Source organism: Modicisalibacter muralis (assembly GCF_900102945.1).
Taxonomy (GTDB): domain Bacteria; phylum Pseudomonadota; class Gammaproteobacteria; order Pseudomonadales; family Halomonadaceae; genus Modicisalibacter; species Modicisalibacter muralis.
Genome location: NZ_FNGI01000002.1, coordinates 380,672 through 404,046 on the forward strand (window position 1 = coordinate 380,672; position 23,375 = coordinate 404,046).

Genomic DNA, 23,375 nt, shown 5'->3' on the forward strand with positions numbered 1-23,375 from the left:
CCATCGCTTGATGGGGGCTGCCGAGCCGTGGCTAACGCAGCCCCGGCAGCAGGTAGCGTTCGATGGCCTGACGCACCGACGGCAGCATCATGTCGGTGTGTTGCATCAGTTCGCGAACCAGTTCCTGCAAGCCCAGCACACCGACCTCGGCATGCTTGCGCAGCGCCATGCGCGCGCAGGTTTCGGGGCAGGCACCCTCGGGGATGCGAATACCCAGCGCCACCAGCCGCGCCCGGAAGTCGTCGCCGTCGATCAACTCGGCAATCATCATGTTCATTCCTCCTCTCGACTCGCTCCGATCAGATCGAAACGGCCGATTCCTCGGCTGCGGATAGCCGACATGCCGCGTACTTGAACTCGGGAATCTTGCCGAACGGGTCCAGCGCTGGATTGGTCAGCAGGTTGGCCGCCGCCTCGACGTAGCAGAACGGTACGAACACCATGCCTTCGGCCATCAGTGGATCGACCCGCGCGATCAGCGTGATCTGTCCGCGCCGCGTGGTGATCGTCAAACGCTCGCCCGGTGCCAGCCCCAATCGCGTCAGTTCTCCCGGTGCAAGGCTGGCCACCGCTTCGGGTTCGAGATCGTCGAGCACCCTGGCACGCCGGGTCATCGAGCCGGTGTGCCAGTGTTCGAGCAGGCGCCCCGTAGTGAGCACCGTGGGATAGACGTCGTCGAGCGTTTCGTCCGGCGGTAGCGGGCGCGTCGGCGAGAACTTGGCCAGGCCGCTGGCGGTGGGGAAGGCGTCGGAGAACACCACGTCGGCGCCCGGCGCATCGTCGGCCGGACACGGGTAGGTCACCGACTGCTCGCGCTCGATGCGCTCCCAAGTGATGTGATCGAGCGACGGCATGCCCTTGGTCATCTCGTCGAACACGTCGCGCGGGTGCTGGTAGTTCCACGGCAACCCGAAGCGCTGGGCGATCTGCTGGATGATCCACCAGTCGGTGCGGGCCTGACCGGGCAGCGGCATCGCCGCGCGTCCCATCTGCACCTGGCGATTGGTGTTGGTCACGGTGCCGTCCTTCTCCGGCCAGGCGGAGGCCGGCAGGACCACGTCGGCGAACTGCGCGGTCTCGGTGACGAACAGGTCCTGCACCACCAGGTGTTCGAGCTTGGCCAGCGCGGCGCGGGCGTGGTCCAGGTCGGGGTCGGACATCGCCGGGTTCTCGCCGAGGATGTACATACCCTTGATGGTGCCGGCGGCGATGGCGTCCATGATCTCGACCACGGTCAGGCCCGGCTTGGCTTCCAGCGGACTGTTCCACAGCTCCTCGAAGGCCGAGCGCACCTGGGCATCGGTGACCGGCTGATAATCGGGCATGACCATCGGGATCAGTCCCGCGTCGGAAGCGCCCTGCACGTTGTTCTGGCCACGCAGCGGATGCAACCCGGTACCGGGCCGGCCGGTCTGGCCGCAGGCCAGCGCCAGCGAGATCAGGCAGCGTGCGTTGTCGGTGCCGTGGACGTGCTGCGAGATGCCCATGCCCCAGAAGATCATCGCCTTCTCGGCGCGGGCATACAGCCGCGCCACTTCGCGAATGTCTTCGGCGGGAATGCCGCACAGCCCGGACATCGCCTCCGGCGTCATGTCGACGACGTGGCTCTTGAGCGCCTCGAAGCCCTCGGTGTGTGCGTCGATGTAGCTTTCGTCGTACAAGCCCTCGCTGACGATGACGTTGAGTATGGCATTGAACAGTGCCACGTCGCTGCCCGGCGTGAAGCGCAGCACCTTGTGCGCGTATGCGCCCATCGCCTGGCCGCGCGGGTCGATGACGACGATCTTGGTGCCACGCTTGGCGGCCTGCTTGAAGAAGGTCGCTGCCACCGGGTGGTTCACCGTCGGGTTGCAGCCGGTGAGAATCACCACGTCGGACTCCAGCGCCTGCATGAACGAGGCGGTCACCGCGCCGGAGCCGATGCACTCCATCAGCGCCGCCACCGAGCTTGCGTGACACAGCCGCGTGCAGTGATCGACATGGTTGGAGCCGAAGCCGGTGCGCACCAACTTCTGGAACAGCCAGGCTTCTTCGTTGGAGCACTTGGCGCTGCCGAAGCCGGCCAGCGCGTCGGGGCCGTGGGCGTCCTTGAGGCCGACCAGGCCGCCGGCGGCGAAGTCGAGCGCTTCTTCCCAGCTCGCCTCGCGGAAATGCGTATAGGGGTCGGCTGGATCGAAGTCGGGATCGAGGCCCTTGGCCACGCCCTCGCGGCGGATCAGCGGCGTGATCAGGCGCGCCGGGTGGCGTGGATAGTCGAAACCGAAGCGGCCTTTCACGCACAACCGGTTATGGTTCGACGGCCCGTCGCGGCCCTCGACAAACAGGATCGCGTCGTCCTTGATGTGGTAGGTGAGCTGGCAGCCGACGCCGCAATAGGGGCATACCGAATCCACCGTGGTATCGGCGACTTCTGAATCGCCACGCCCCTCGGCATCGATCAGCGTCGCCGGCATCAGCGCGCCGGTCGGGCAAGCCTGCACGCATTCGCCGCAGGCCACGCAGGTGCTCTCACCCATCGGGTCGTCGAAGTCGAAGACGATCTTCGAACTCGCCCCGCGATGCGCCAGACCGATGACGTCGTTGACCTGGACCTCGCGGCAAGCGCGCACGCACAGGTTGCACTCGATGCAGGCATCGAGATTGACGTTCATGGCGCTATGCGAGGCGTCGTGGTTCGAGAGTGCATGTTTAGCGCTTGCGCCGTGTTCTTCGACCGGATTGCGCGCCGGCAAACGCGCCTTGACTGCGGTGGCGTCGATCGCCAACTGATCGGCCATGGCCCAGAAGTGGCTGGAGCGGTCGGGACTCGCCTCGCGTTCGGGCTGATCGGCGATCAGCAGTTCCATCACGCCCTCGCGGGCAACCCGCGAGCGCTCGGAGGTGGCGCTGTTGACCGTCATACCGGGCTTGGCTTCACGCAAGCAGCTTGCCGCCAGGGCGCGCTCGCCTTCGATCTCGACCATGCAGGCGCGGCAGTTGCCATCGGCGCGATAGCCGTCGGCGTCCTTGAAGCACAGGTGCGGAATCGTCTCGCCGGCGCGCTTGGCGACCTGCCATAGCGTCTCGCCGGGGAAGGCCGTGACGTTGTGGCCGTCGAGGGTCAGCTCGAACGCCTCGGTGGCGGATGTGGGAGAGCTAGCGATATTCATGTCAATGCTCCTCGGCCTCTGTCAGCCTCGAACGATCACATTCTGGGCCGCCAGCGGCTCGCGGAAGTCCTTCAAGAGCCCCAGCACCGGATTGGGTGCGGCCTGGCCGAGCCCGCAGATCGAGGCATCCATCATCACCTGCGACAGCCGCGACAGCTCGGCGGCGTCCCATTCGTCGCGTTCGAGCAGCGCCAGCATCTTCTCGGTGCCGACCCGGCACGGCGTGCATTGGCCGCACGATTCGTCGGCGAAGAACGCCAGCAGATTGCTGGCCACGGCTCTGAGATCGTCCTGGTCCGAAACCACCATCACCGCCGCCGAGCCGATGAAACAGCCATGCGCCTGCAGTGTGTCGAAGTCTAGCGGGATATCGGCCTTCGCGGCGGGCAATATGCCACCCGAGGCACCACCGGGCAGGTAGGCAAGCAGCTGATGCCCCTCGGCCATGCCGCCGCAGTATTCGTCGATCAGCTCGGCGAGGGTGATGCCGGCCGGGGCCAGATGTACGCCGGGGTGCTTGACGCGCCCGGAGACCGAGAAGCTGCGCAACCCCTTGCGCTCATGCCGGCCGTGGCTGGCAAACCACTCGGCGCCGCGCTCCCAGATCAGCGGAATCCAGTAGACCGTCTCGACGTTGTTGACCAGCGTCGGGCGGTCGAACAGCCCAACCTGGGCGACGTATGGCGGGCGGTGGCGCGGCTTGCCGGGCTTGCCCTCCAGCGACTCGATCAGCGCCGACTCCTCGCCGCAGATATAGGCGCCGGCGCCACGCCGCATGACGATATATCCTGGCTCGACCAGCCCGGCGGCCTCCAGTTCGTCGATCGCCTCGTGCAATACCCGATGCAGTTCGGGGTACTCATCGCGCAGGTAGATGTACAGCGCCTCGGCCTCGACCGCCCAGGCGCTGATCAGCGCGCCTTCGAGGAAGCGATGCGGCGCGCGCTCCAGGTAATAGCGGTCCTTGAAGGTGCCCGGCTCGCCCTCGTCGGCATTGATCACGCAGTAGCGTGGGCCCGGCTCGGCACGCACGAAACCCCATTTCTTGAAGGTCGGGAAACCCGCTCCACCCAGGCCGCGCAAGCCGGCCTGTTCGAGCATCCCGGTCAGCGTCTCATAGCTGACCTCGCCGGCCCGGCACGCCGTCAGCAACGCAAAACCGCCATCGGCGCGGTAATCGGCCAGGCGCTGCCAGGCGACCGGCTCGGCGTGCCACTCGCCGCTGGTAAGCGCGTCAGCCACGGCGCTCGCCGTCGCATGGCCCAGATGACGATGCTGCCCCACCGATGACAGCTCGACGACCGGGGCTATTTCGCAGCGGCCCATGCACGGCGCGCGAATCACCCTTACCGCGGTGGGGTCGGCGCCGCTTTCGAGCTCGCGTTGCAGGGCCTCGGCGCCGGCCAACTGACACGACAGCGAATCGCACACGCGAATCGTCGTCGCCGGCGGCGGGGTCTGGTCGTCGTGGACGACATCGAAATGCGCATAGAAGGTCGCGGTCTCGTAGACCGTGGCCATCGGCAGATTCATGAACGCGGCCAGCGCGCGCAGATGACGCAGAGAGAGATGCCCATGGGCATCTTGAATGCGATGCAGGTGTTCGATCAGCAGATCGCGGCGGCGCGGGTCGGGAACGATAGCGTCGACCAGCAACGCTTCGATCTCGGCGAGTGCCGCCGGGTCCAGTTCGCGACCGCGGGGCTTGCCGCGGGCGCCACGACGTGCAGGCTTCACGGTGGTCACAGTCATGGTCTGGCGCTCGTTGTTATCGATATGAGTCGATGTTCGCACCACACCCTTGAGCGGGCAATGGTGATCGTCAAATGACCGCTGGGCGATATGCCGGTGTCGCTGTGAGCAAACTCGACCATGCCATGCCCATCTTCGACCTTGCCATGCTCATCGGCGTCGACTCGCGCCGACGCGCATGACGAGGTCGGTTTCAAACAACTATCGCGTCACGACTGCCCTAAGAATGCGCTAGCCGTAGTGCCCTTTCGAGGGATGTACGTCAGATAGACAACAACAACGAGGGCAAACCATGAGCCAAGACGAAGTGCCTGTTCTGAAACTCGGTCAGGACAACAAGCAGGTCATGGGGCTGGATTTCCATAGCCCCGTCTTCCCACTTTCCGCCGTTGCCATCCTGCTGTTCATCATTTACGCATTGGTCTACCCCGACGCTGCCAACGCTCAGTTGGGCCTGGCCAAGAACTGGTCCATCGAACATTTCGACTGGCTGTTCATGATCGCCGGCAATGTCTTCGTAGTGTTCTGTATCGCGCTGATCCTGTTGCCTGTGGGGCGTATTCGCTTGGGTGGCGACGAAGCCAAGCCGGAATTTTCACGCATGTCATGGTTCGCCATGCTGTTTGCCGCCGGCATGGGTATCGGCCTGATGTTCTGGAGTGTGGCCGAGCCGGTGGCTTACTACACCGACTGGTACGGCACACCGCTGAACGTCGCCGCCGGTACACCGGAAGCCGCCAGTGCGGCAATGGGCGCAACGATGTTCCATTGGGGTTTGCACCCTTGGGCGATCTACGCCGTGGTGGCACTGTCACTGGCGTTCTTCGCCTATAACAAGGGTCTACCGCTGACGCTGCGCTCGGCGTTCTATCCGCTGCTGGGCGAACGTACGCGTGGCTGGCCCGGTCATATCGTCGATATCCTCGCGGTGCTATCGACCATCTTCGGCCTGGCGACTTCGCTGGGATTCGGCGCCACTCAGGCCGCCGGCGGACTGAACTATCTGTTCGACGTTCCCAACACCATCGGCACGCAGCTAGCGATCATCGTCGCGGTCACTGCCGTCGCACTGTTCTCGGTATGGCGCGGTATCGATGGTGGCGTGAAGCTGTTTTCCAACATCAATATGGTGATTGCCGCAGCGCTCTTGTTGTTCGTCATCGCCGCTGGCCCCACGTTGTTGATCGTTACCGGCATCGGATCCACCGCGATGGATTACCTGGGCAATCTGCTGCCACTATCCAACTGGGTCGGCCGCGATGACACTACCTGGTATCACGGCTGGACGATCTTCTATTGGGCCTGGTGGATTTCCTGGTCACCGTTCGTCGGCATGTTCATCGCCCGCGTTTCGCGCGGTCGTACGGTGCGCGAATTCCTGATCGCCGTGCTGTTGGTACCGACTCTGGTCACCCTGGTATGGATGAGCGCCTTCGGCGGCATCGCACTGCATCAGGCCACCAATGGCGTGGGTGAGTTGGCGAATGGCATCAGCGATGTCTCGCTGGCGATGTTCCACATGCTCGAGCATCTGCCGCTGACCGGCCTGACCTCGACGCTGGCGATCATCCTGGTGCTGGTGTTCTTCATCACTTCGTCGGATTCCGGCTCACTGGTGATCGACAACATCACCGCTGGCGGCAAGACCGATGCCCCACGCAGCCAACGGGTATTCTGGGCCACGCTAGAGGGCGTAATCGCCGGCGTGCTGCTTTATGGCGGCGGCAGCGAGGCACTGAGTGCACTGCAAGCCGGTGCGGTGGCGACCGGCCTGCCCTTCACGCTCGTCCTGCTGGTCATGTGCTTCAGCCTCTACAAGGGCCTGCATGAGGAGCAACGACTCAAGGTCGCGCTTCAGTAAAACTAATTAGTGTCGCAAAGAAAAAGGGTCGCCAATTTGGCGACCCTTTTTACTGGTTACTGGCGAATCAAAACGGCTTACGAACCATTCTGGGCCATGGACTGCACACGCTTCATCAGTTCGGGATCCTGCTGGATCGCCTGACCGATGGCGTTAAAGGTTTCTACATCCAGGCCACTCTCTTCAACCACGGCGACCATCTTCTCGTTGGCCTCCATGCGAATCTCCTGCTGCGCGGCCTGATCCTGCGCACCTTGCAAACGTTCGGTGTAATCCTGGGAAATTACTGCGATCTCCTGGGAAGCATCGGCAAACTGCTGTAACTGCTCATCGGAAAAATCCTGAGCGGTGGCAGTCGCTGCTTGCGCCTGCTGCTGGGTGGCGCCCTCTTGTTGCGCCATGGCCGGCGCCGAGATCAAACCCGCAGTCAATAAAGCGGCGGAAAACAGGGCAGTCATCCTTTGCATGCAAAAATCTCCAACTAGCTGCTTGTGTGTTCTGTTCTGACGGCCATCCGCACAGGTGGTTCAATTTTTCTTGTAATGAGTAAGAAACAAGAAGTTTCTGTGTCGTTACGTTCGTCTTCGTAAAGCGACGCCTGGATAGCCGCCTAGCGTCAATCGTCCTGGCCGAGCCAGTCGACTATAGCATTGATCCCCAGGATGAGAGGCGTTATCGCCGGCTGATCGAGAGCCGCAAGCTGGGTTTGCAGCACGGCCCCACCGTCGAAATCGACGTAGGCCAGACGCGCCGTGAGTTGGCAGGGATCGCAACCGAAGGCACTGCCCGGCAGCAAGGCGACGCCAACCTCATCGAGCAGGCGTGCGGTCAACCCGGCACTGGTGGTGACGCCGCGTGCCGCCAGGCGCTCCCGATGGGCCTCGAAATCGGGAAACAGGTAGAAGCCACCATCCGGCGCGTGCACCCGCACATCCGCCGCTTCGAGCCGTGCCGCGCTCCATTGACCCAATTCACCGAGCACATCGCGTTGGCGTTGCACATAACTCTCGAGCGACGCACCACGGGTATAGGCGACGATGGCCGCGCGCTGTATGGGACTCGCAACGCTCGACCAGGTCTCCGACGCCACGCCGAGAATCCGTGCAAACAGCTCGCCACCCAGCGCCGCGGGCACATGCATGACGCCCAGTCGCCAACCGCCGGCGCCGCACCACTTGGAAAGTCCACTCGTGGTCACCGTGCCCTCCGGGTAGTCGCGGGCGAAGGCGCGATGTTCACCGCGATGGTGCAGCATGCCGTAGATCTCGTCGGACAGTACCAGCACGCCATGTCGCCGCGCCACCTCGGCCAGGGCCTGCTGGGTGCCGATATCCGGCGATAACCCGGTGGGGTTGCCCGGCGCATTGAGTATCAGCACCTTGAGCCGCTCAGGCTCGGCCCGGCAGTGCACGTCGAGTTGCTCGGGGGTGATCTGCCAACGGCTCTCGAAGGAGGCAGCAAGGCATACCGCCCGTTGGCCGGCCATGCGCGCCTGCGGCGCATAGGAGACCCACGACGGCGCCGGTATCAGAATATCGGCCTCGGGCAGCGACTTCATCAGTGCGAACAACAACAGCTTGCTGCCCGGCCCTACCACGATACGTTCGGTGTCCCACCGAACCTGATCGATATCGCTATGGAAGTCGGCGACTTGCGCGCGCAGCGCCGGCAAGCCCTGTACCGGCAAATAGGCCTTGTCGGCGGCGTGACGCGCCAGCGCCTCGACGGCCGGGTCGAAGACCGGAAACGGCGATTGGCCGAAGCCGAACTTGAAGATGCGCCGCCCGCCCGCTTCGAGCAGGCGCGACTGCTCGTTGATCAGCAGCGTATCGGATGAGTGCGTCGCGCCGCCGGCGGTGGCATAGCCGCTATCGAGACGGGTTGCGACATTAACGTCCGGAACCGGAAAAGAGGGTTCGAGGGTATCGGCGGAATCAGCGCTATAGGTCATGGTTGCCTCCTTGAGGCATGAGGAACCACTGTATAAATGCCTGCACGGACGAATTACTGCGTTGCGCGGTACTCGAAGACTCACCTAACTTTATGTTATGTCTCGTATTCTGTGTTCCGTGCGTCTTGTCCTTCATTCCGTTCGGCGATTTCTTCAGTTATTCCATGAGTCGGGAAGTCGGTCGCGTCATTCGATATTCAGGCGTGCAATCAGCGCCTCGCGGCGGCGGATGCTGGCAATCGCCGTGCTACCCAATTCACGGGCAACGCGCGACAGCAACAGCTCCACCAGCAGGAACAGACTGCTCATCGGGTTGAAGAAGAAAGGCCCCTCGGCCGGGGCGATCAGTGGTCGCTCGGACAGGCTCGCCAATTGCGATTGCGGATGATTGGTCAACGCTACCAGGCCGGCGCCCTGCTCTACCGCCAGCCGGCAGTAATCGACGCTGGTGCGGGTCTCGGGACGAAAGGCGATGCCGATCACTAGATCCTCGCTACCCAGATGCAGTGCGCGTTCGGCACTTGCCCCATCCTGCGGTGAGATCAGCTCCACCTCGCTACGTAAATAGCCGAGGTAATAGGCGAGATAATGCGCGGCGCCGAAACTGGCCCGCAGCCCCACCACATGGATGCGCCGGGCGGCGACGATGGTAGCGACGGCCCGCGTCAGGGCCTTAACATCGAGCCCCTCCACCGCAGCGGACAGATTGGCCATCTCCTGCTGCCACAGCGCGCGATCCTGATGGATATGCGGCGCGGCCTCCGGCGTCTCGCCAAAATCCAGCAACCGCTCGGCGCGCGTGGAGTAGAAGGCATTGCCGGTCAGTCCCTCGCGAAACATGGCCTGAAATGTCTTGAAACCGGAAAAACCCAGCGCCCGCGACAGACGGGTCAGGCTCGAGGGGTTCACACCGTGTTGCTCCCCCAGCCGGGAGATGTTCGACAATCCAACCGCTTCCGGCATCGCCAGCAAGGCATCGAGCAGCGCCAGCGCCTTGGACGACAGTTGTGGCGCACCGTCCTCGCCACGTCGAATATGCGTGGCGAGCGCCTGAAGCTCGGCAAAGCTGGTCGGGGGAATCGCAGGATTGGTGACGGACATCGAGGCCTCCTTTGACACAGCCCGTTTGAAGCATGCCTTTACACTCTAGCCGAGGCCTTCCCTTGATTGCAAATTAATTTGCATAAATGGCTTTATATTTGCATTTTCGCCTTCCATGCCCCAAACCACGACACCCGGCCTAAGCCGGGTGTCGTGGTAATCGTGTGTCTAATTCGTGTATTGACTCAAGCGGCTACCGCCGGCTTGGACGTGGCGTTGCGCCGACGCTGTTGCAGCAATACCACAAGAAGAAAGACAGCCAAGCCGGGAATCCACATCCATTCCTTGGCCCATCCGCTCACTGGCGCCTGAACTGATACGATCTCCTGATCGAACTGAAAACCCAACTTCTCGGCAGGACTACCGAACGTCGTCATATCGACGATGGTCCGCCCCTCGTCCTCCATCAGCATCAGGCCCAGATTCTGCATGCGCTCGGCGGCGGTATCGCCTTCCGGCACCGGCACTGACATGACATAGCTCGTCGGGCTGCCGTAGGCATCCAGTCCCTCGATGCGCACGCGCAGATTGCTGTCCTCGTCGGCATTGCCCAACGCCTGCTCGAACTGCGCCGGTGCGATATCGCGGTAGGGGGCCTGAACCATGTCCATCCAGAAACCGGGGCGGAACAGCGTGAACGCCACCAGCAGCAGCATCACGCTTTCATACCAGCGGTTCCTGACGAGCATATAGCCTTGAGTACCCGCGGCGAAGATCAGCATCGCCAGCGTGGCAACGATGAAGATGACGATGCCTTCCATGAGCGACACATTGATCAACAGCAGGTCGGTATTGAAGATGAACAGGAACGGTAGCGCCGCAGTACGCAGGCTATAGTAGAACGCTTGGAAACCGGTACGGATCGGATCGCCACCCGACACCGCCGCGGCCGCGAACGACGCCAACCCGACCGGCGGCGTCACGTCGGCCATGATACCGAAGTAAAATACGAACAGGTGCACGGCGATCAGTGGCACGATCAGGCCACTTTGCTCGCCCAGCGTGACGACCACCGGCGCCAGCAGCGCCGAAACCACGATATAGTTGGCGGTTGTCGGCAATCCCATGCCCAGGATCAAGCTGAGCACCGCGGTGAGCAGCAGCATCAGCAGCAGGTTGCCCATCGACAGCGTCTCGACCACGCCGGCCAACACCAGTCCCACGCCGGTCTGCGATACCGCGCCGACGATGATCCCCGCCGCGGCGGTAGCGATACCGATGCCGATCATGTTGCGCGCGCCACCGACCAGGCCTTCCCACAGATCGATAAAGCCTTCCTTGGTAGCGGCGCCCATGTCGCCGTGCTGACGGAACATGCCCAGCAAGGGACGCTGGGTGAGAATGATCACGATCATCAGCACCGTCGCCCAGAACGCCGACAAGCCCGGGGAGAAACGCTCCACCATCAGACACCAGACCAGCACGACTACCGGTAGCAGGTAATGCAAGCCGACCATCAGCGTCGGCCGTGTCTGGGGCATCTTGACGTTCTGGTCGTTGGGGTCATCCACTTCGAGCGGGGGATACCTCGAGGCGACTTTCAGCAGACCCACATAAACCACCGCAACGACTGCAGCGACAATCCAGGGCGTGGTATCGCCAAGCAATGGCTTGAGCCAGCCCAGGCCGTAGTAGACCCCGGCACAAAGCGCCATTACCACGATCAGCCCGGTCAGGAAGCCCAACAGCTTGTTGAGCAATGGGCGTATCGGATTGCTGCTTTCCAGGCCCTTCATGTTCATCTTGAGCGCTTCGAGATGCACGATATAAAACAGCGCGATATACGAAATCACCGCCGGCAGGAAGGCGTGCTTGATGACCTCGATGTACGGGATCCCCACATACTCGACCATCAAGAAGGCCGCCGCGCCCATCACCGGCGGCATGATCTGACCGTTGACGGAGGCCGCCACTTCCACCGCACCGGCCTTTTCGGACGTGAAACCGACGCGTTTCATCATCGGGATGGTAAACGTGCCCGTGGTCACGGTATTGGCGATCGACGAGCCGGAAATCAGCCCGGTCATGCCCGAGGCGACCACCGCCGCCTTGGCGGGCCCACCCCTGAAGCGTCCCAGCAGGGAGAAAGCCAACTTGATGAAGTAATTGCCGGCGCCGGCCTTGTCGAGCAGGGCCCCAAACAACACGAACAGAAAGACGAAACTGGTCGAAACCCCTAGTGCGATGCCGAACACGCCCTGGGTCGAAACCCACTGGTGGTTGACCATGCCTTCCAGGCTCACCCCACCGTGCGAAAGCAGGCCCGGCATATAAGGCCCAGCCAACGAATAGACGATGAACACGAGAGCCACGATCATCAATGGCGGCCCGAGTGAGCGCCGCGTCGCCTCGAGCAGCAACACCAGGCCGATTATGCCGATGATTACGTCCTGCAGGATCGGATTGCCGGGGCGTTGGGCCAACTGTTCATAGAAGAGGTAAAGATAAAGACCGGCAAAAGCGGCCACTGCGCCCAGCACCCAATCGGCCAGGGGCATACGCTCACGGGGCGAACTCTTGAATGCCGGATAAGCCATGAACGCCAGAAACAACGCGAAGGCCAGGTGGATCGAACGCGCCTCGGTGGCATTGAAAACACCGAAGCCGACCATGAAAGGTAGCGGCGAGGCTATCCATAGTTGAAACAGCGACCATGCCGCCGCAGTGCCCATCAATAACTTGTTGGGAAGTCCGGTCAGCTTGCGCGCGCCCGTATCACTGGCGGCAACCAACTCTTCCAATTCACTGGACCCAGCGGAAGAAGATTTATTGTCTTCAGCCATTGTCTTGTCCTGCCTATGAAATAACGACGAAAGGAGAGCGCAATGCCCTCCTGAACCCAACGATGCGCGGCGCCCCTAGGCAGCCGCGCATCGTTGCACTGCTGGATGAATCAACGCTTGTGCGTTATTCGATCCAGCCACGCTCCTTGTAGTAACGCGCAGCGCCTTCATGCAGGGGCGCGGTCAGGCCCTTGCTGATCATCTCGGCGGGTTCGAGTTCGGCGAATGCCGGATGCAGGCGCTTGAAGCGATCGAAGTTCTCGAATACCGACTTGACGGTCTGGTAGACCACTTCGGCCTCGGTATCAGCGTCGGTGACGAAGGTCGCCGCCACACCGAACGTCTCGACGTCTTCCTCGTTGCCAGCGTACAGACCGCCCGGAATCACCGACTTGGTGTAGTACGGGTATTTCTCGACGAGCTTATCGACTTCGGGCCCGGTCAGCGGGATCAGGTTGGCATCGACGGTGGTCGTCGCTTCCTGAATCGAGCCGTTGGGATGGCCGACCACGTAGACCATGGCATCGATGTTGTTATCGGCCAGTGCCGAGGCCTGTTCGGCGGCAGTCAGCTCGGAAGCCAGCGCATAGACGTCATTGGTCCAGCCCTTGGCTTCCATCAGCACTTCCATGGTGGCGCGCTGACCGGAGCCCGGATTACCGATATTGACCCGCTTGCCCTTGAGATCGTCGAGCCCTTCGATGCCGGAATCGGCACGTGCCAGCAACGTCAGCGGCTCGCCATGCATGGTGAAAACCGAGCGCATCTCGCTGAACGGCTGTTCGAAGTTGCCCTCGCCGTTATAGGCACGATAGCCCACATCGGATTGCACCACGCCCATGTCCAACTCGCCGGACTTGATGCCGTTGATGTTGGCGACCGAGCCACCGGTCGACGGCGCATTACATTTGATATTCGAGTCTTCGAGGCGGTTGACCATGCGGCAAACCGACTGGCCCACCACGTAATAAACCCCCGTCTGCCCCCCGGTTCCGATGGTAATGAATTTTTCCTGCGCCATGGCCGGAGTGGAAAGCAGCGTGGCGCCAAGCAGCGCACCTGACACCATGGTTGCGTAAAGGGAGTGATGTTTCATGCAAGACACCTCTTTAACGTTATTGTCACCAATTATCGCCAACCCGACAGGGCAGCTTTTACTCGGCTTTCACCTTGCCTTGGCAAAGATACTCACAGTCACACAGGGCTGCAAAAGACATTGACAAATTTGCATCAAGGAAATGTAACAGCCTGAAAAACTGGCCGGATGGCGACGCTCGATAACCTGACAAAGGGAGACGAATTCTACAGATTCCATGTTTTTTTAAAACAGAAATTTCTTGTTTTCAGTGAATCCTGAAGGTTGATTTACCACAAAAACCAGTATGTTTTTCAGAAAACAAACACTCTTTGTGCAAATTGGCGACACGACCTCGACCACAAGAAAGTCCTTGTTGGCTCGGTGCAACACTGCCGATCGATAGAATTGGCATCATTATCCGGTCATCGAGGTTTTCTTTCGCCTGCTAATCTGTTGTGTTTGAATCGATGTCCACGCCAGCCGGCTGAAACACATAAGGAAACGCCTTCATGCCTTCTCCTCTGCCTCGGGAGAAATCCCTCCACGACAATAACCGCGCGCTCTGGCTGGCATCCATGCCGGCGGTCTTCGTGCTGTTGTGGAGCACGGGCTTTATCGGTGCCAAGTTCGGCTTGCCCTATGCCGAGCCCTTCACGTTCCTGTTCATCCGCTTCGTGCTGACGCTACTGGTGTTGCTGCCACTGATGTGGCTGCTAAAGGCCAATTGGCCGGGCTCAAGAGCGCTATGCGGGCATGTCGCGATAACCGGCCTGCTGGTGCATGCCACTTATCTGGGAGGAGTGTTCTACTCGATAGAACTTGGCCTGCCGGCCGGACTGGCCTCGCTGCTGGTGGGCCTACAGCCGCTATTGACTGCCGCGCTGGCCTTGCCGCTGCTCGGTGAGCGTCTCTCTTTCTGGCAATGGCTGGGGTTGGCACTGGGATTGGTCGGCATCACCCTGGTGTTGAGCGGCCAGCTCGCGCCCGGCGATGGCAACCTGTTCCAGGGTTTCGGGCTTGGCGCGCTGGCCTGCGTGTTCGCCGCGCTGCTGGGTATCTCGGCCGGCACGCTGTATCAGAAGCGCTACTGCGCCGGCATGCCCTTACTCGGCGGCAGCGTGGTGCAATACCTAGCCGCCAGCGTCGCGCTGGGGATCGGTGCGCTGGCGCTGGAAACCCGCGATGTTGCCTGGACGCTCGCCTTCGCCGCCACCCTAGCCTGGCTGGTGCTGGGGCTGTCGATCGCGGCGATTCTGCTGCTGATGGCGCTGATCCGGCGCGGCGCGGCCTCGAAGGTCGCCAGCCTGTTCTACCTGGTGCCGCCGCTGACCGCGCTGGAGGCCTGGTGGCTATTCGACGAGACGCTCGGCCCCGTCGCCCTGATGGGCATGGCGGTCACGATCGCCGGCGTGGTGCTGGTGGTGCGCGGAGGTGTTGCCAGGCCCTCGGGCGACGAAGGAATCGCTGAATAAATTGCCGAACGGCCTGAAGGGCAAGGCGCACGGAACACAGAAGGCGAGACATAACACGAGGTTAGGCGAGCCTTCGCGTACCGCGCAACGCAGCCATTCGTCCGTGCAGGCATTTATGCAGTGGTTTCCTAACGCAGCACGCCCTCTTCCCTTAACAGCTTGAAGATAGCCTCGGCGCCCTGTTCGGGCGTTGCGTCGTTAAGCACCTGCCCGCCGCCGCCCTCGGCCTTGGCGGCGGCGGCCTTGAAGCGATCGCGCGCCGATGTCGCCTTGACGATCTTCAAGCGCTTCGGCCGCTTGCGCGCCGGCTGCACGCGCCACTCGGCCAGGGCTTCGTCGTCGATACCTGGCCGCTCCTGGCACGTAAGCTCGCCGCGACGCGCGGGCCCAAAGGCGCTCTGGCGCGCGGCCGGGGCGCTGCTCTCAACCGTGGCGATGGCCGGCAGACGCACGCGCAAGCGGCGGCGCTGACCACGCGGTAGTGCCTGTAGCACCGTGGCCACGCCATGCTCGATGCTTTCCACCGCCGCCAAACCCGTGACGATGGGCCAGCCGAGCGACTCGGCGAGCAGATACGGCAGCAGGCCGGAACCCTCGCCGGTCTCGGCGCGCGCGCCGCTCAGTACCAATTGCGGCGCGGCGTCGCGTAGCGCCTCGGCCAGCGCCGGCGCCACATCGGCACCCGATGACTGCTCGATCAGCTCGATCGCCTCGAAGCCCATGCCGAGATACCCGCATAGCGCAGCGTCGCTGTCAGCGTCATGGCATCCGGCATGAATCAGGCTCGCTTGGATGTCATTCAGCGACAGCGCCATTTCCACCGCGCGGGCATCCTGATCGGCGCGCCGCGCACGCGCAGTCAGCGGATGGTGGCCTACCGAGACCAGCACGGCGACATTGGGCCGAGTCGCGCTTTGTGGGGCATTATGCGGCATCGCGATTCTCCCGTTGCTGTTCCCGATAACGTTCGACCTGCGCCACCAGCGCAGCGAGGATTGCCCCGGCATCGCCGATCACAGCGAGATCGGCACGCTTGATCATGTCGCAGCCGCCATCGAGATTGATCGCCACGACCTTGTCGCAGCCTTGAATGCCTTGCAGGTGCTGAATGGCACCGGAAATACCCACCGCCACATAGACCCGCGCCGTGACCCAGGTGCCGGTCGCGCCGACCTGCCGGTCGCGCGCCATGAAGCCATCGTCCACCGCCACCCGCGAGGCACCTTCGGTCGCGCCGAGTACCTGAGCGGCGTGATGGTAGGCGTCCCAATCCTTGACGCCATTACCGGCGGAGAGGATGAACTCGGCCTCGGCCAACGCCACGCCGGCGGGATCTACCGCCACCGCGCCCAGGTCCTCGATACGCCCCAGCACCTCGGGCAACCCTTGTGCCAACGTAACGGGTTGCGCAGCATGGCGCGTCTCGCTGACCGGCTCGGCGCACTCCGCCAACGCCAGCGCCACACGCGGCAGGGTGCGTGAAATGTCGCTGCTGCCCGCTGCGCCACGCGCCATGCAGCGCCAGCCATGCTCGCTCGCGGCGTCCGCCTCGATCTGCCAGACCTGGGTCGCCGGGCGCTCACCCAGACGCACCGCCAGGCGCCGGCCCAGCTCGGCGCCGCCGAGGGTGGAATCCGGCAATAGCCAGTGGCGCGGCGTCAGTTCGCGTTCGACGCTCTGCAAGGCGGCGATGCGCGCCTCGGGCATATAACCGGCGAAGCCCTCGCCCGCCAGGTGCAGCAGGCGGTCGGCGCCGGCCTCGTCGAAATGTGTTTCCTTGTGCTCGCCGAAGATCACGGCCAGCACCGCGCCGGGCCGTTCGGGCTCGGCATCGGCCAGTTGCCGCGCCAGGCCCAGCAGGTCGCGGTCGTGCGACGACAGCCGACCGCTAGGCATGTCGGGCACCACGGCGACCAGGAAGGCCGGTGCTTCGATCTCGACGCGGCGTCGCGTGTCCTCGGGCTGCGCCTGGCGACTACTGGACTGGGCCGCAGCCTGCTGCGCGCCACTACGGTCGATGCGCTTGATGCCGTTGGGACCGATGAAGCCGACGGCATGCGGGTCGCGACGCATTAGCCCGTTGGGGCCCAGCCACTCGCTGGGCGAGGCCCCACCGCCCAGTTCCGCCAGCACTTCGAGATGCTGGGGATGCAGCCGGTTGCGAGCGATCCACTCCTTGCGCGGGTCGCGACGGACGAGTTCGCTCATAGCGCCACCTCCTCGGCATTGCGGCGAGTCTTACCGGCCCCACCCGGCGCTGCGTCCTCGACCAGCGCATCGGCGACCAGCTCGGCGATGTCCTTGATCTCGGCGCGATCTTCCGCCACCACCCCTTCGAGCATCGCGGTGCACTGCGGGCAGCCCACCGCGACCAGCTCGGCGCCGGTCTCGCGCACATCGTTCATGCGCATGTCGGGGATACGCTGCTTGCCGGGAATATCGGTGATCGGCGCGCCGCCACCGCCACCGCAACAGCGCGAGCGGTAGCCCGAGCGAGCCATTTCCTTCACCTCGATACCCAACGCCTTGAGCACCTCGCGCGGCGCCTCGTACTCGCCGTTGTAGCGGCCGAGATAACAGGGGTCGTGATAGGTCACGCTGGTACCCTTCCACGCCTTGAAGCTAAGCCGCCCGGCCTCGATCAAGCGATTGAGGTAGGTGCTGTGGTGGAACACCTCGTAGTTACCACCCAGCTCACCGTATTCGTTCTTGAGGATATGAAAGCTGTGCGGATCGCAGGTGACGATGCGTTCGAAGCGATACTGCGCCAGGGTGGCGATATTACGTTTGGCGAGCGACTGGAAGGTTGCCTCGTCGCCCAGCCGGCGCGCCACATCGCCGCTGTCGCGCTCCTCATTGCCGAGCACGGCGAAGTCGACGTCGGCCGCGCGCAGCACCTTGACCAGCGCACGCAGCGTTCTCTGATTGCGCATGTCGAAGACGCCGTCGCCCAGCCACAACAGCACCTCGGCCTCGCGCTTGTCGGCCATCAGCGGCAGGTTCAAATCCGCCGCCCAATGCATGCGCGAGCCGGGATCGAAGCCGCCGGGGTTGTCGGTGGCGATCAGGTTATCGAGCACCTCGGCGCCCTTGTTGGGCGTGTTGCCGTGTTCGAGGGTTAGGAAGCGGCGCATGTCGACGATGGCGTCGACGTGCTCGATCATCATCGGGCACTCCTCGACGCAGGCGCGGCAGGTGGTGCATGACCACAGCGTCTCGGCATCGACCAGCGCCGTACCCTGCCGGGCGACGATGGGGCCGTGCGGCTCGCCGGCGTGCTCGCCGACCGGTATCCCAGGGTAAGGGCTGCCAGCGTATTTGGCATCGCTGCCGCCGGCCATGCCGACGACCATGTCCTGAATCAGCTTCTTGGGGTTGAGCCGCTGGCCGGCGGCGAAGGCCGGGCACGCCGCCTCGCAGCGCCCGCACTGCACGCAGGCATCGAAGCCGAGCAGTTGGTTCCAGGTGAAATCCTTGGGTGTTTCGACACCCAATGGCGCATCGGGATTATCCAGATTCAATGCTTTCAAGCCGGTGGAGCGGCCCTCGTTGAAACGCTCGGGACGGCGATGGAAGGCCAGGTGCAAGGCGCCGGCGAAGGCGTGCTTCATCGGCCCGCCCCAGGTCATGCCGAAGAACAGCTCGCCCAGGCCCCAGGCCACCACGCCGGCCAGCACCAACGCCAGAATCCAGCTACCCAGGTCTTCAGGCAACACGCCCGCCGTGGGCAGGGTGACCAGGAATACGCCCAGCGAGAAGGCAATCAGGCTCTTGGGCAGGCGCATCCACGGCCCCTTCGACAGGCGCGCCGGCGGGTTGCGGCGCCGCCTGGCGACGAACAGGCTGCCGACGAACATGCAGACCGTCGCAGCGAGCAGCACCCAGGCCAGGATCGCACTTTCCAGGCCGAAGCCATGCACGATGATGGCCAGCGCCGCCGCCAGTACGAAGCCGCCGGCGGTGGCCACATGAGTGTTGGACATCGCCTTGTCGCGCGCCACCACATGGTGCAGGTCGACCAGGTAACGCCGCGGCATCGCCGCCAGCCCCTTGAGGAGCGGTACGGGCGAGGGCCGCCCCTGGCGCCACAGGCGAACGCGCTTCACGGCGCCGATCGCCGCCAACGCCAGCGCGGAAAAGAGAAGTATCGGCAGGAGGGTGTCGAGCATGGTGGCTCTCCTCACAAGGATAAAATGCTACTTGCTAATCGATCGTCCGGGGTGGTGGTTCGCTAAGCGCTTTCATGTCCGCGCCAAGGGGCTACGCAGCAACGCGGTTCTGCCGTCAGGACGACGGCAGAGGCGTGACGGCCAGGGATGGCCGTTTCACGCCGTAACCGCAGGTGCAAGTCCGACCCTTGGGATTTCGCGGATGTGTGGCGCTGGACGAACCTCACCCCGAACTTATTCCGCCAATTCAAAAGTCTTTGCAAAGGCGTATCGCGTCATAGATCGCCGCATGCGTATTGCGTGGTGCAGTGCAGTCGCCCAGGCGGAACAGCAGGAAGCCGTCTCCATCCTCCGCCAGAGCGGGCTGCGGCTGGATCGCATACAGCGCCTCGAGGTCGATCTGGCCCTTGTTGCGCGACTGACCCTTGAGCGTGTAGTACAGCGCTTCATCCGGACGCACGCCGTTCTCGACCACGACCTGGTCGACCACGCGCTCCTCCTGGGCGCCGGTGTACTCGTTCTCGAGCACCGCCACCAGCGCGTCACCCTCGCGGTAGACCTTGTGCAGTGCCAGATCGGAGGTCATGATCACCTCCTTCTCGTAGAGGCTGCGGTAATAGGTCGGGAAGGTGGTGCCGCCGACCGCCGCGCCGGGCTTGATGTCGTCGGTGACGATTTCCACCTTGGCGCCCTTGTCGGCCAGGTAGTCGGCCACCGAGACACCGGAAAATTCGCAGATGGTGTCGTAGACGAGCACGTTCTTGCCCGGCGCCACGGCGCCGCCGAGGATGTCCCAACTGCTGACCACGAGACTCTTGCCCTGCTCTTCGGAGTAGCCCCACTCCGGCACTTGCGACAGGAACGGCTGGCCGCCGGTGGCGAGGATCACGATATCCGGGCGCAAATCCACAAGCGTCGCCTCGTCGGCGCGGGTCCCCAGGCGCTGATCGACACCCAGGCGCGCCAGTTCCAACTGATACCAGCGGGTGATGCCGGCGATCTGGTCGCGCTGTGGCGCCTTCGCCGCCAGGGTGATCTGGCCACCGAGCTGCTCAGCGGCCTCGAACAGGGTGACGTCGTGGCCGCGCTCGGCGGATACTCGCGCCGCTTCCATGCCCGCGGGACCACCGCCGACCACCACCACCTTGCGCTTGGGCCCTTCGCTCTTGTCGATGATGTGCGGCACGCCCATGTACTCGCGCGAGGTCGCGGCGTTCTGGATGCACAGCACATCGAGGCCCTGGTACTGGCGGTCGATACAGTAGTTAGCGCCCACGCACTGCTTGATCTGGTCGACCTGGTCCATCTTGATCTTGGCGATGAAGTGCGGGTCGGCGATATGCGCGCGGGTCATGCCCACCAGGTCGACGTAACCGCCCTCGAGGATGCGTTGCGCCTGGTTGGGATCCTTGATGTTCTGGGCGTGGATCACCGGTACGCTGACCACCTCCTTGATACCCGCCGCCAGGTGCAGAAACGGCTCCGGCGGATAGGCCATGTTGGGAATCACGTTGGCCAGGGTGTTGTGGGTATCGCAGCCCGAACCGATCACACCGAAGAAATCAACCTTGCCGGTGGCATCGTAGTAGGCGGCGATCTGCTTCATGTCGTCGTGGGTCAGGCCATCGGGATGGAACTCATCGCCGGTGATGCGCATACCGACCACGAAGTCGTCGCCGACCTCGGCGCGCACCGCCTTGAGCACTTCCATGCCGAAGCGCATGCGTCCCTCGAAGCTGCCGCCCCACTCATCGGTGCGCTTGTTGACCCGTGGACTCCAGAACTGGTCGATCAGGTGCTGGTGCACGGCGGACAGCTCGACGCCATCCAGCCCACCCTCTTTCGCGCGGCGCGCGGCCTGGGCGAAATCACCGATGATGCGCCAGATCTCCTCTTCCTCGATGGTCTTGCAGGTCGAGCGGTGTACCGGTTCGCGAATGCCCGACGGCGACAGCAGCGTCGACCAGTCGTAACCGTCCCAGCGCGAGCGGCGGCCCATATGGGTGATCTGGATCATGATCTTGCCGCCGTGCTTATGCACGGCATCGGCAAGGTTCTGGAAATGCGGAATGATGCGATCGGTGGACAGGTTCACCGAGCTCCACCAGCCCTGCGGACTGTCGATGGACACCACCGACGAGCCACCGCAGATGCACAGGCCGCAGCCGCCCTTGGCCTTCTCTTCGTAATACTTAACGTAGCGCTCGGTGGTCATGCCGCCATCGGTGGCGTGAACCTCGGCGTGAGCGGTGCTGACCACGCGGTTACGGATGGTCTGCTTGCCGATCTGAATCGGCTGGAACAGCGCTTCGAATGCCATCTCAACAATCCTCAGCTCAACGGCTTAACGATAAACAGGCCATGATCGTGACCTTCTTCGGCGGCGCTCTGGCTCTGCTCGGCGACGGTGCGCAGCTCGCTGCCACGGGCGCTGAGGATCTGGTCCATGGCCCCGGCGAACCAGCCGGTGAACATGTACTCGACCTTGCGATTCACCTTGCCGAGCTGGTAGACGAAGGCGCTATGCTCGAGGCGCACCCGCGCGGTACCGGCCTCGAGATCGATCTCCTCGGTGATGAAGCGGCCCCAGCCGCGCTGCGACAGGCGCGTCATGTAGTGCTCGAACACCGCCACGCCGTTCAGGCCGTGCAGCTCGGCTTCCTTCTCGCACCAGTGCCAGGCGCTCTTGTAGCCGGCGTGATAAAGAATTTCGGCGTACTTCTCCGCGCCCAGCGCTTCTTCTACGGCGACGTGGTTATTAATGAAGAAATGGCGCGGCACGTAGAGCATCGGCAGTGCATCGGTGGTCCACACGCCGGTTTCGCTGTCCACTTCGATGGGCAGTTCAGGGGCCATCTTGGTCACGGTGGTTACCTCTAAAAACGGTTGTTCTTGTAGAAGATCGATTTGGCTCAGGCGCCCCAAACGTCTTTCAATACCCGCACCCAGTTCTCGCCCATGACTTTTCTGACTTGAGTTTCACTAAAGCCACGCTTGAGCAGCGCCTCGGTCAGGTTGGGGAACTCGCCGACGGTGCGGATACCCAGCGGATTGACGATCTTGCCGAAGCTGGTCAAGCGACGCGCGTAGCCCTTGTCGTGGGTCAGCCACTCGAAGAAATCGTGGCCGTGGCCCTGGGTGAAGTCGGTGCCGATGCCGATGGCGTCCTCGCCGACCAGGTTCATCACGTACTCGATGGCCTCGCAGTAATCGTCGATGGTCGAGTCGATGCCCTTCTTGAGGAACGGCGCGAACATGGTCACGCCGACGAAGCCGCCGTGATCGGCGATGAACTTGAGTTCCTCGTCGGACTTGTTGCGCGGGTGCTCCTTGAGCCCGGAAGGCAGGCAATGGGAATAACAGACCGGCTTTTGCGACTCGAGGATGACCTCCTCGGAGGTCTTGGCGCCGACGTGGGAGAGATCGCACATGATGCCGACGCGATTCATCTCGGCGACGATCTCGCGACCGAAGCCGGAGAGGCCGCCGTCGCGCTCGTAGCAGCCGGTGCCGACCAGGTTCTGGGTGTTGTAGCAGAGCTGCACGATGCCCACGCCGAGCTGCTTGAAGACCTCGACGTAGCCGATCTGGTCCTCGAAGGCATGGGCGTTCTGGAAACCGTAGATGATGCCGGTCTTGCCCTCTTCCTTGGCGCGGGTGATGTCCGCCGTGGTGCGCACCGGGCGCACCAGATCGCTGCACTCGGCCATCAGCTTGTTCGAGGCGACGATGTTATTGACCGTGGCCTGGAAACCCTCCCACACCGATACCGTGCAGTTGGCCGCCGTCAGCTTGCCGCGTCGCATGTCCTCGAACAGCTCGCGGTTCCACTTGGCGATGATCAGGCCATCGATGACGATGGCATCGTTATGCAACTCGGCGGGATTCATGATCGGCTCCAGGGTTTGGCGTCATGCGGGCAGAATAGCCCCGGCCCCCTGTCGCCCGGCGCTTGGAAACGACGGTGAAAATTCCAAAAGCGTCATCGCTGTCGCGAATGCGACGTCAGCCACAGCGACGGCGCGCAACGAAAATTGACAAATAGCCGTTCTTTTTATA

At 63.1% G+C, this 23,375-nt stretch carries 16 protein-coding genes; 2 read left to right on the forward strand and 14 right to left on the reverse strand.

Annotation, left to right across the window (positions count from 1 at the left end; genetic code table 11):
- Positions 1-31: 31 nt before the first annotated feature.
- From BLR92_RS06360 to BLR92_RS06370, 3 genes are read right to left on the reverse strand one after another with little or no spacing between them, the layout of a single operon-like run.
- On the reverse strand, positions 32-271 hold the full coding sequence (locus BLR92_RS06360; protein WP_089726640.1) for a hypothetical protein: 240 nt from the start codon (positions 269-271) through the stop codon (positions 32-34).
- A 28-nt stretch (positions 272-299) separates the two neighbouring features.
- The gene (fdhF, locus tag BLR92_RS06365; RefSeq protein WP_089726643.1) at positions 300-3,149 is read right to left on the reverse strand and encodes a formate dehydrogenase subunit alpha; all 2,850 of its coding nucleotides are present in this window, start codon (positions 3,147-3,149) and stop codon (positions 300-302) included.
- A 21-nt stretch (positions 3,150-3,170) separates the two neighbouring features.
- Positions 3,171-4,901, reverse strand: coding sequence for an NADH-ubiquinone oxidoreductase-F iron-sulfur binding region domain-containing protein (locus BLR92_RS06370; protein ID WP_089726645.1), 1,731 nt, complete (start codon positions 4,899-4,901; stop codon positions 3,171-3,173).
- 292 nt (positions 4,902-5,193) lie between these two features.
- Between BLR92_RS06370 and BLR92_RS06375 the strand changes: the two genes are divergently transcribed.
- Positions 5,194-6,762 (forward strand): BCCT family transporter, encoded by a 1,569-nt coding sequence (locus BLR92_RS06375; protein ID WP_089726647.1) that lies wholly within the window; start codon positions 5,194-5,196, stop codon positions 6,760-6,762.
- Positions 6,763-6,839: 77 nt separating this feature from the next.
- On the opposite strand, the gene BLR92_RS06380 is transcribed toward BLR92_RS06375, so the two are convergent.
- The 5 genes from BLR92_RS06380 to BLR92_RS06400 form a co-directional block, all read right to left on the reverse strand.
- Positions 6,840-7,229: a DUF4168 domain-containing protein gene (locus BLR92_RS06380; RefSeq protein WP_089726649.1), complete on the reverse strand. Its 390-nt coding sequence runs from the start codon at positions 7,227-7,229 to the stop codon at positions 6,840-6,842.
- A 149-nt stretch (positions 7,230-7,378) separates the two neighbouring features.
- Complete coding sequence (locus tag BLR92_RS06385) at positions 7,379-8,713, reverse strand: pyridoxal phosphate-dependent aminotransferase (RefSeq protein ID WP_089726651.1); 1,335 nt, start codon at positions 8,711-8,713, stop codon at positions 7,379-7,381.
- Positions 8,714-8,899: 186 nt separating this feature from the next.
- Complete coding sequence (locus BLR92_RS06390) at positions 8,900-9,814, reverse strand: MurR/RpiR family transcriptional regulator (protein ID WP_089726653.1); 915 nt, start codon at positions 9,812-9,814, stop codon at positions 8,900-8,902.
- 185 nt (positions 9,815-9,999) lie between these two features.
- Positions 10,000-12,597: a TRAP transporter permease gene (locus BLR92_RS06395; protein WP_089726655.1), complete on the reverse strand. Its 2,598-nt coding sequence runs from the start codon at positions 12,595-12,597 to the stop codon at positions 10,000-10,002.
- A gap of 124 nt (positions 12,598-12,721) precedes the next feature.
- On the reverse strand, positions 12,722-13,693 hold the full coding sequence (locus BLR92_RS06400; RefSeq protein ID WP_089726657.1) for a TAXI family TRAP transporter solute-binding subunit: 972 nt from the start codon (positions 13,691-13,693) through the stop codon (positions 12,722-12,724).
- A 491-nt stretch (positions 13,694-14,184) separates the two neighbouring features.
- Between BLR92_RS06400 and BLR92_RS06405 the strand changes: the two genes are divergently transcribed.
- A complete protein-coding gene (locus tag BLR92_RS06405) occupies positions 14,185-15,147 on the forward strand; it encodes a DMT family transporter (protein WP_089726659.1) in 963 nt (320 codons plus the stop codon).
- Positions 15,148-15,275: 128 nt separating this feature from the next.
- Here BLR92_RS06405 and etfB read toward each other — a convergent pair whose 3' ends face one another.
- The 6 genes from etfB to BLR92_RS06435 form a co-directional block, all read right to left on the reverse strand.
- Positions 15,276-16,082, reverse strand: coding sequence for an electron transfer flavoprotein subunit beta (etfB, locus tag BLR92_RS06410; RefSeq protein ID WP_089726660.1), 807 nt, complete (start codon positions 16,080-16,082; stop codon positions 15,276-15,278).
- Entirely contained in the window at positions 16,072-17,355 is a 1,284-nt protein-coding gene (gene etfA, locus BLR92_RS06415; protein ID WP_089726662.1) for an electron transfer flavoprotein subunit alpha, read from the reverse strand. The genes etfB and etfA overlap by 11 nt, the downstream gene beginning before the upstream one ends.
- Positions 17,352-19,316 (reverse strand): (Fe-S)-binding protein, encoded by a 1,965-nt coding sequence (locus tag BLR92_RS06420; RefSeq protein WP_089726664.1) that lies wholly within the window; start codon positions 19,314-19,316, stop codon positions 17,352-17,354. Before BLR92_RS06420 ends, etfA begins: the two co-directional genes overlap by 4 nt.
- Before the next feature lie 247 nt (positions 19,317-19,563).
- Complete coding sequence (dgcA, locus tag BLR92_RS06425) at positions 19,564-21,636, reverse strand: dimethylglycine demethylation protein DgcA (protein WP_089726666.1); 2,073 nt, start codon at positions 21,634-21,636, stop codon at positions 19,564-19,566.
- 11 nt (positions 21,637-21,647) lie between these two features.
- Entirely contained in the window at positions 21,648-22,181 is a 534-nt protein-coding gene (locus BLR92_RS06430; protein ID WP_089726967.1) for a 4-vinyl reductase, read from the reverse strand.
- A gap of 47 nt (positions 22,182-22,228) precedes the next feature.
- On the reverse strand, positions 22,229-23,206 hold the full coding sequence (locus tag BLR92_RS06435) for a dipeptidase (protein ID WP_089726668.1): 978 nt from the start codon (positions 23,204-23,206) through the stop codon (positions 22,229-22,231).
- Between the last annotated feature and the right edge of the window lie 169 nt (positions 23,207-23,375).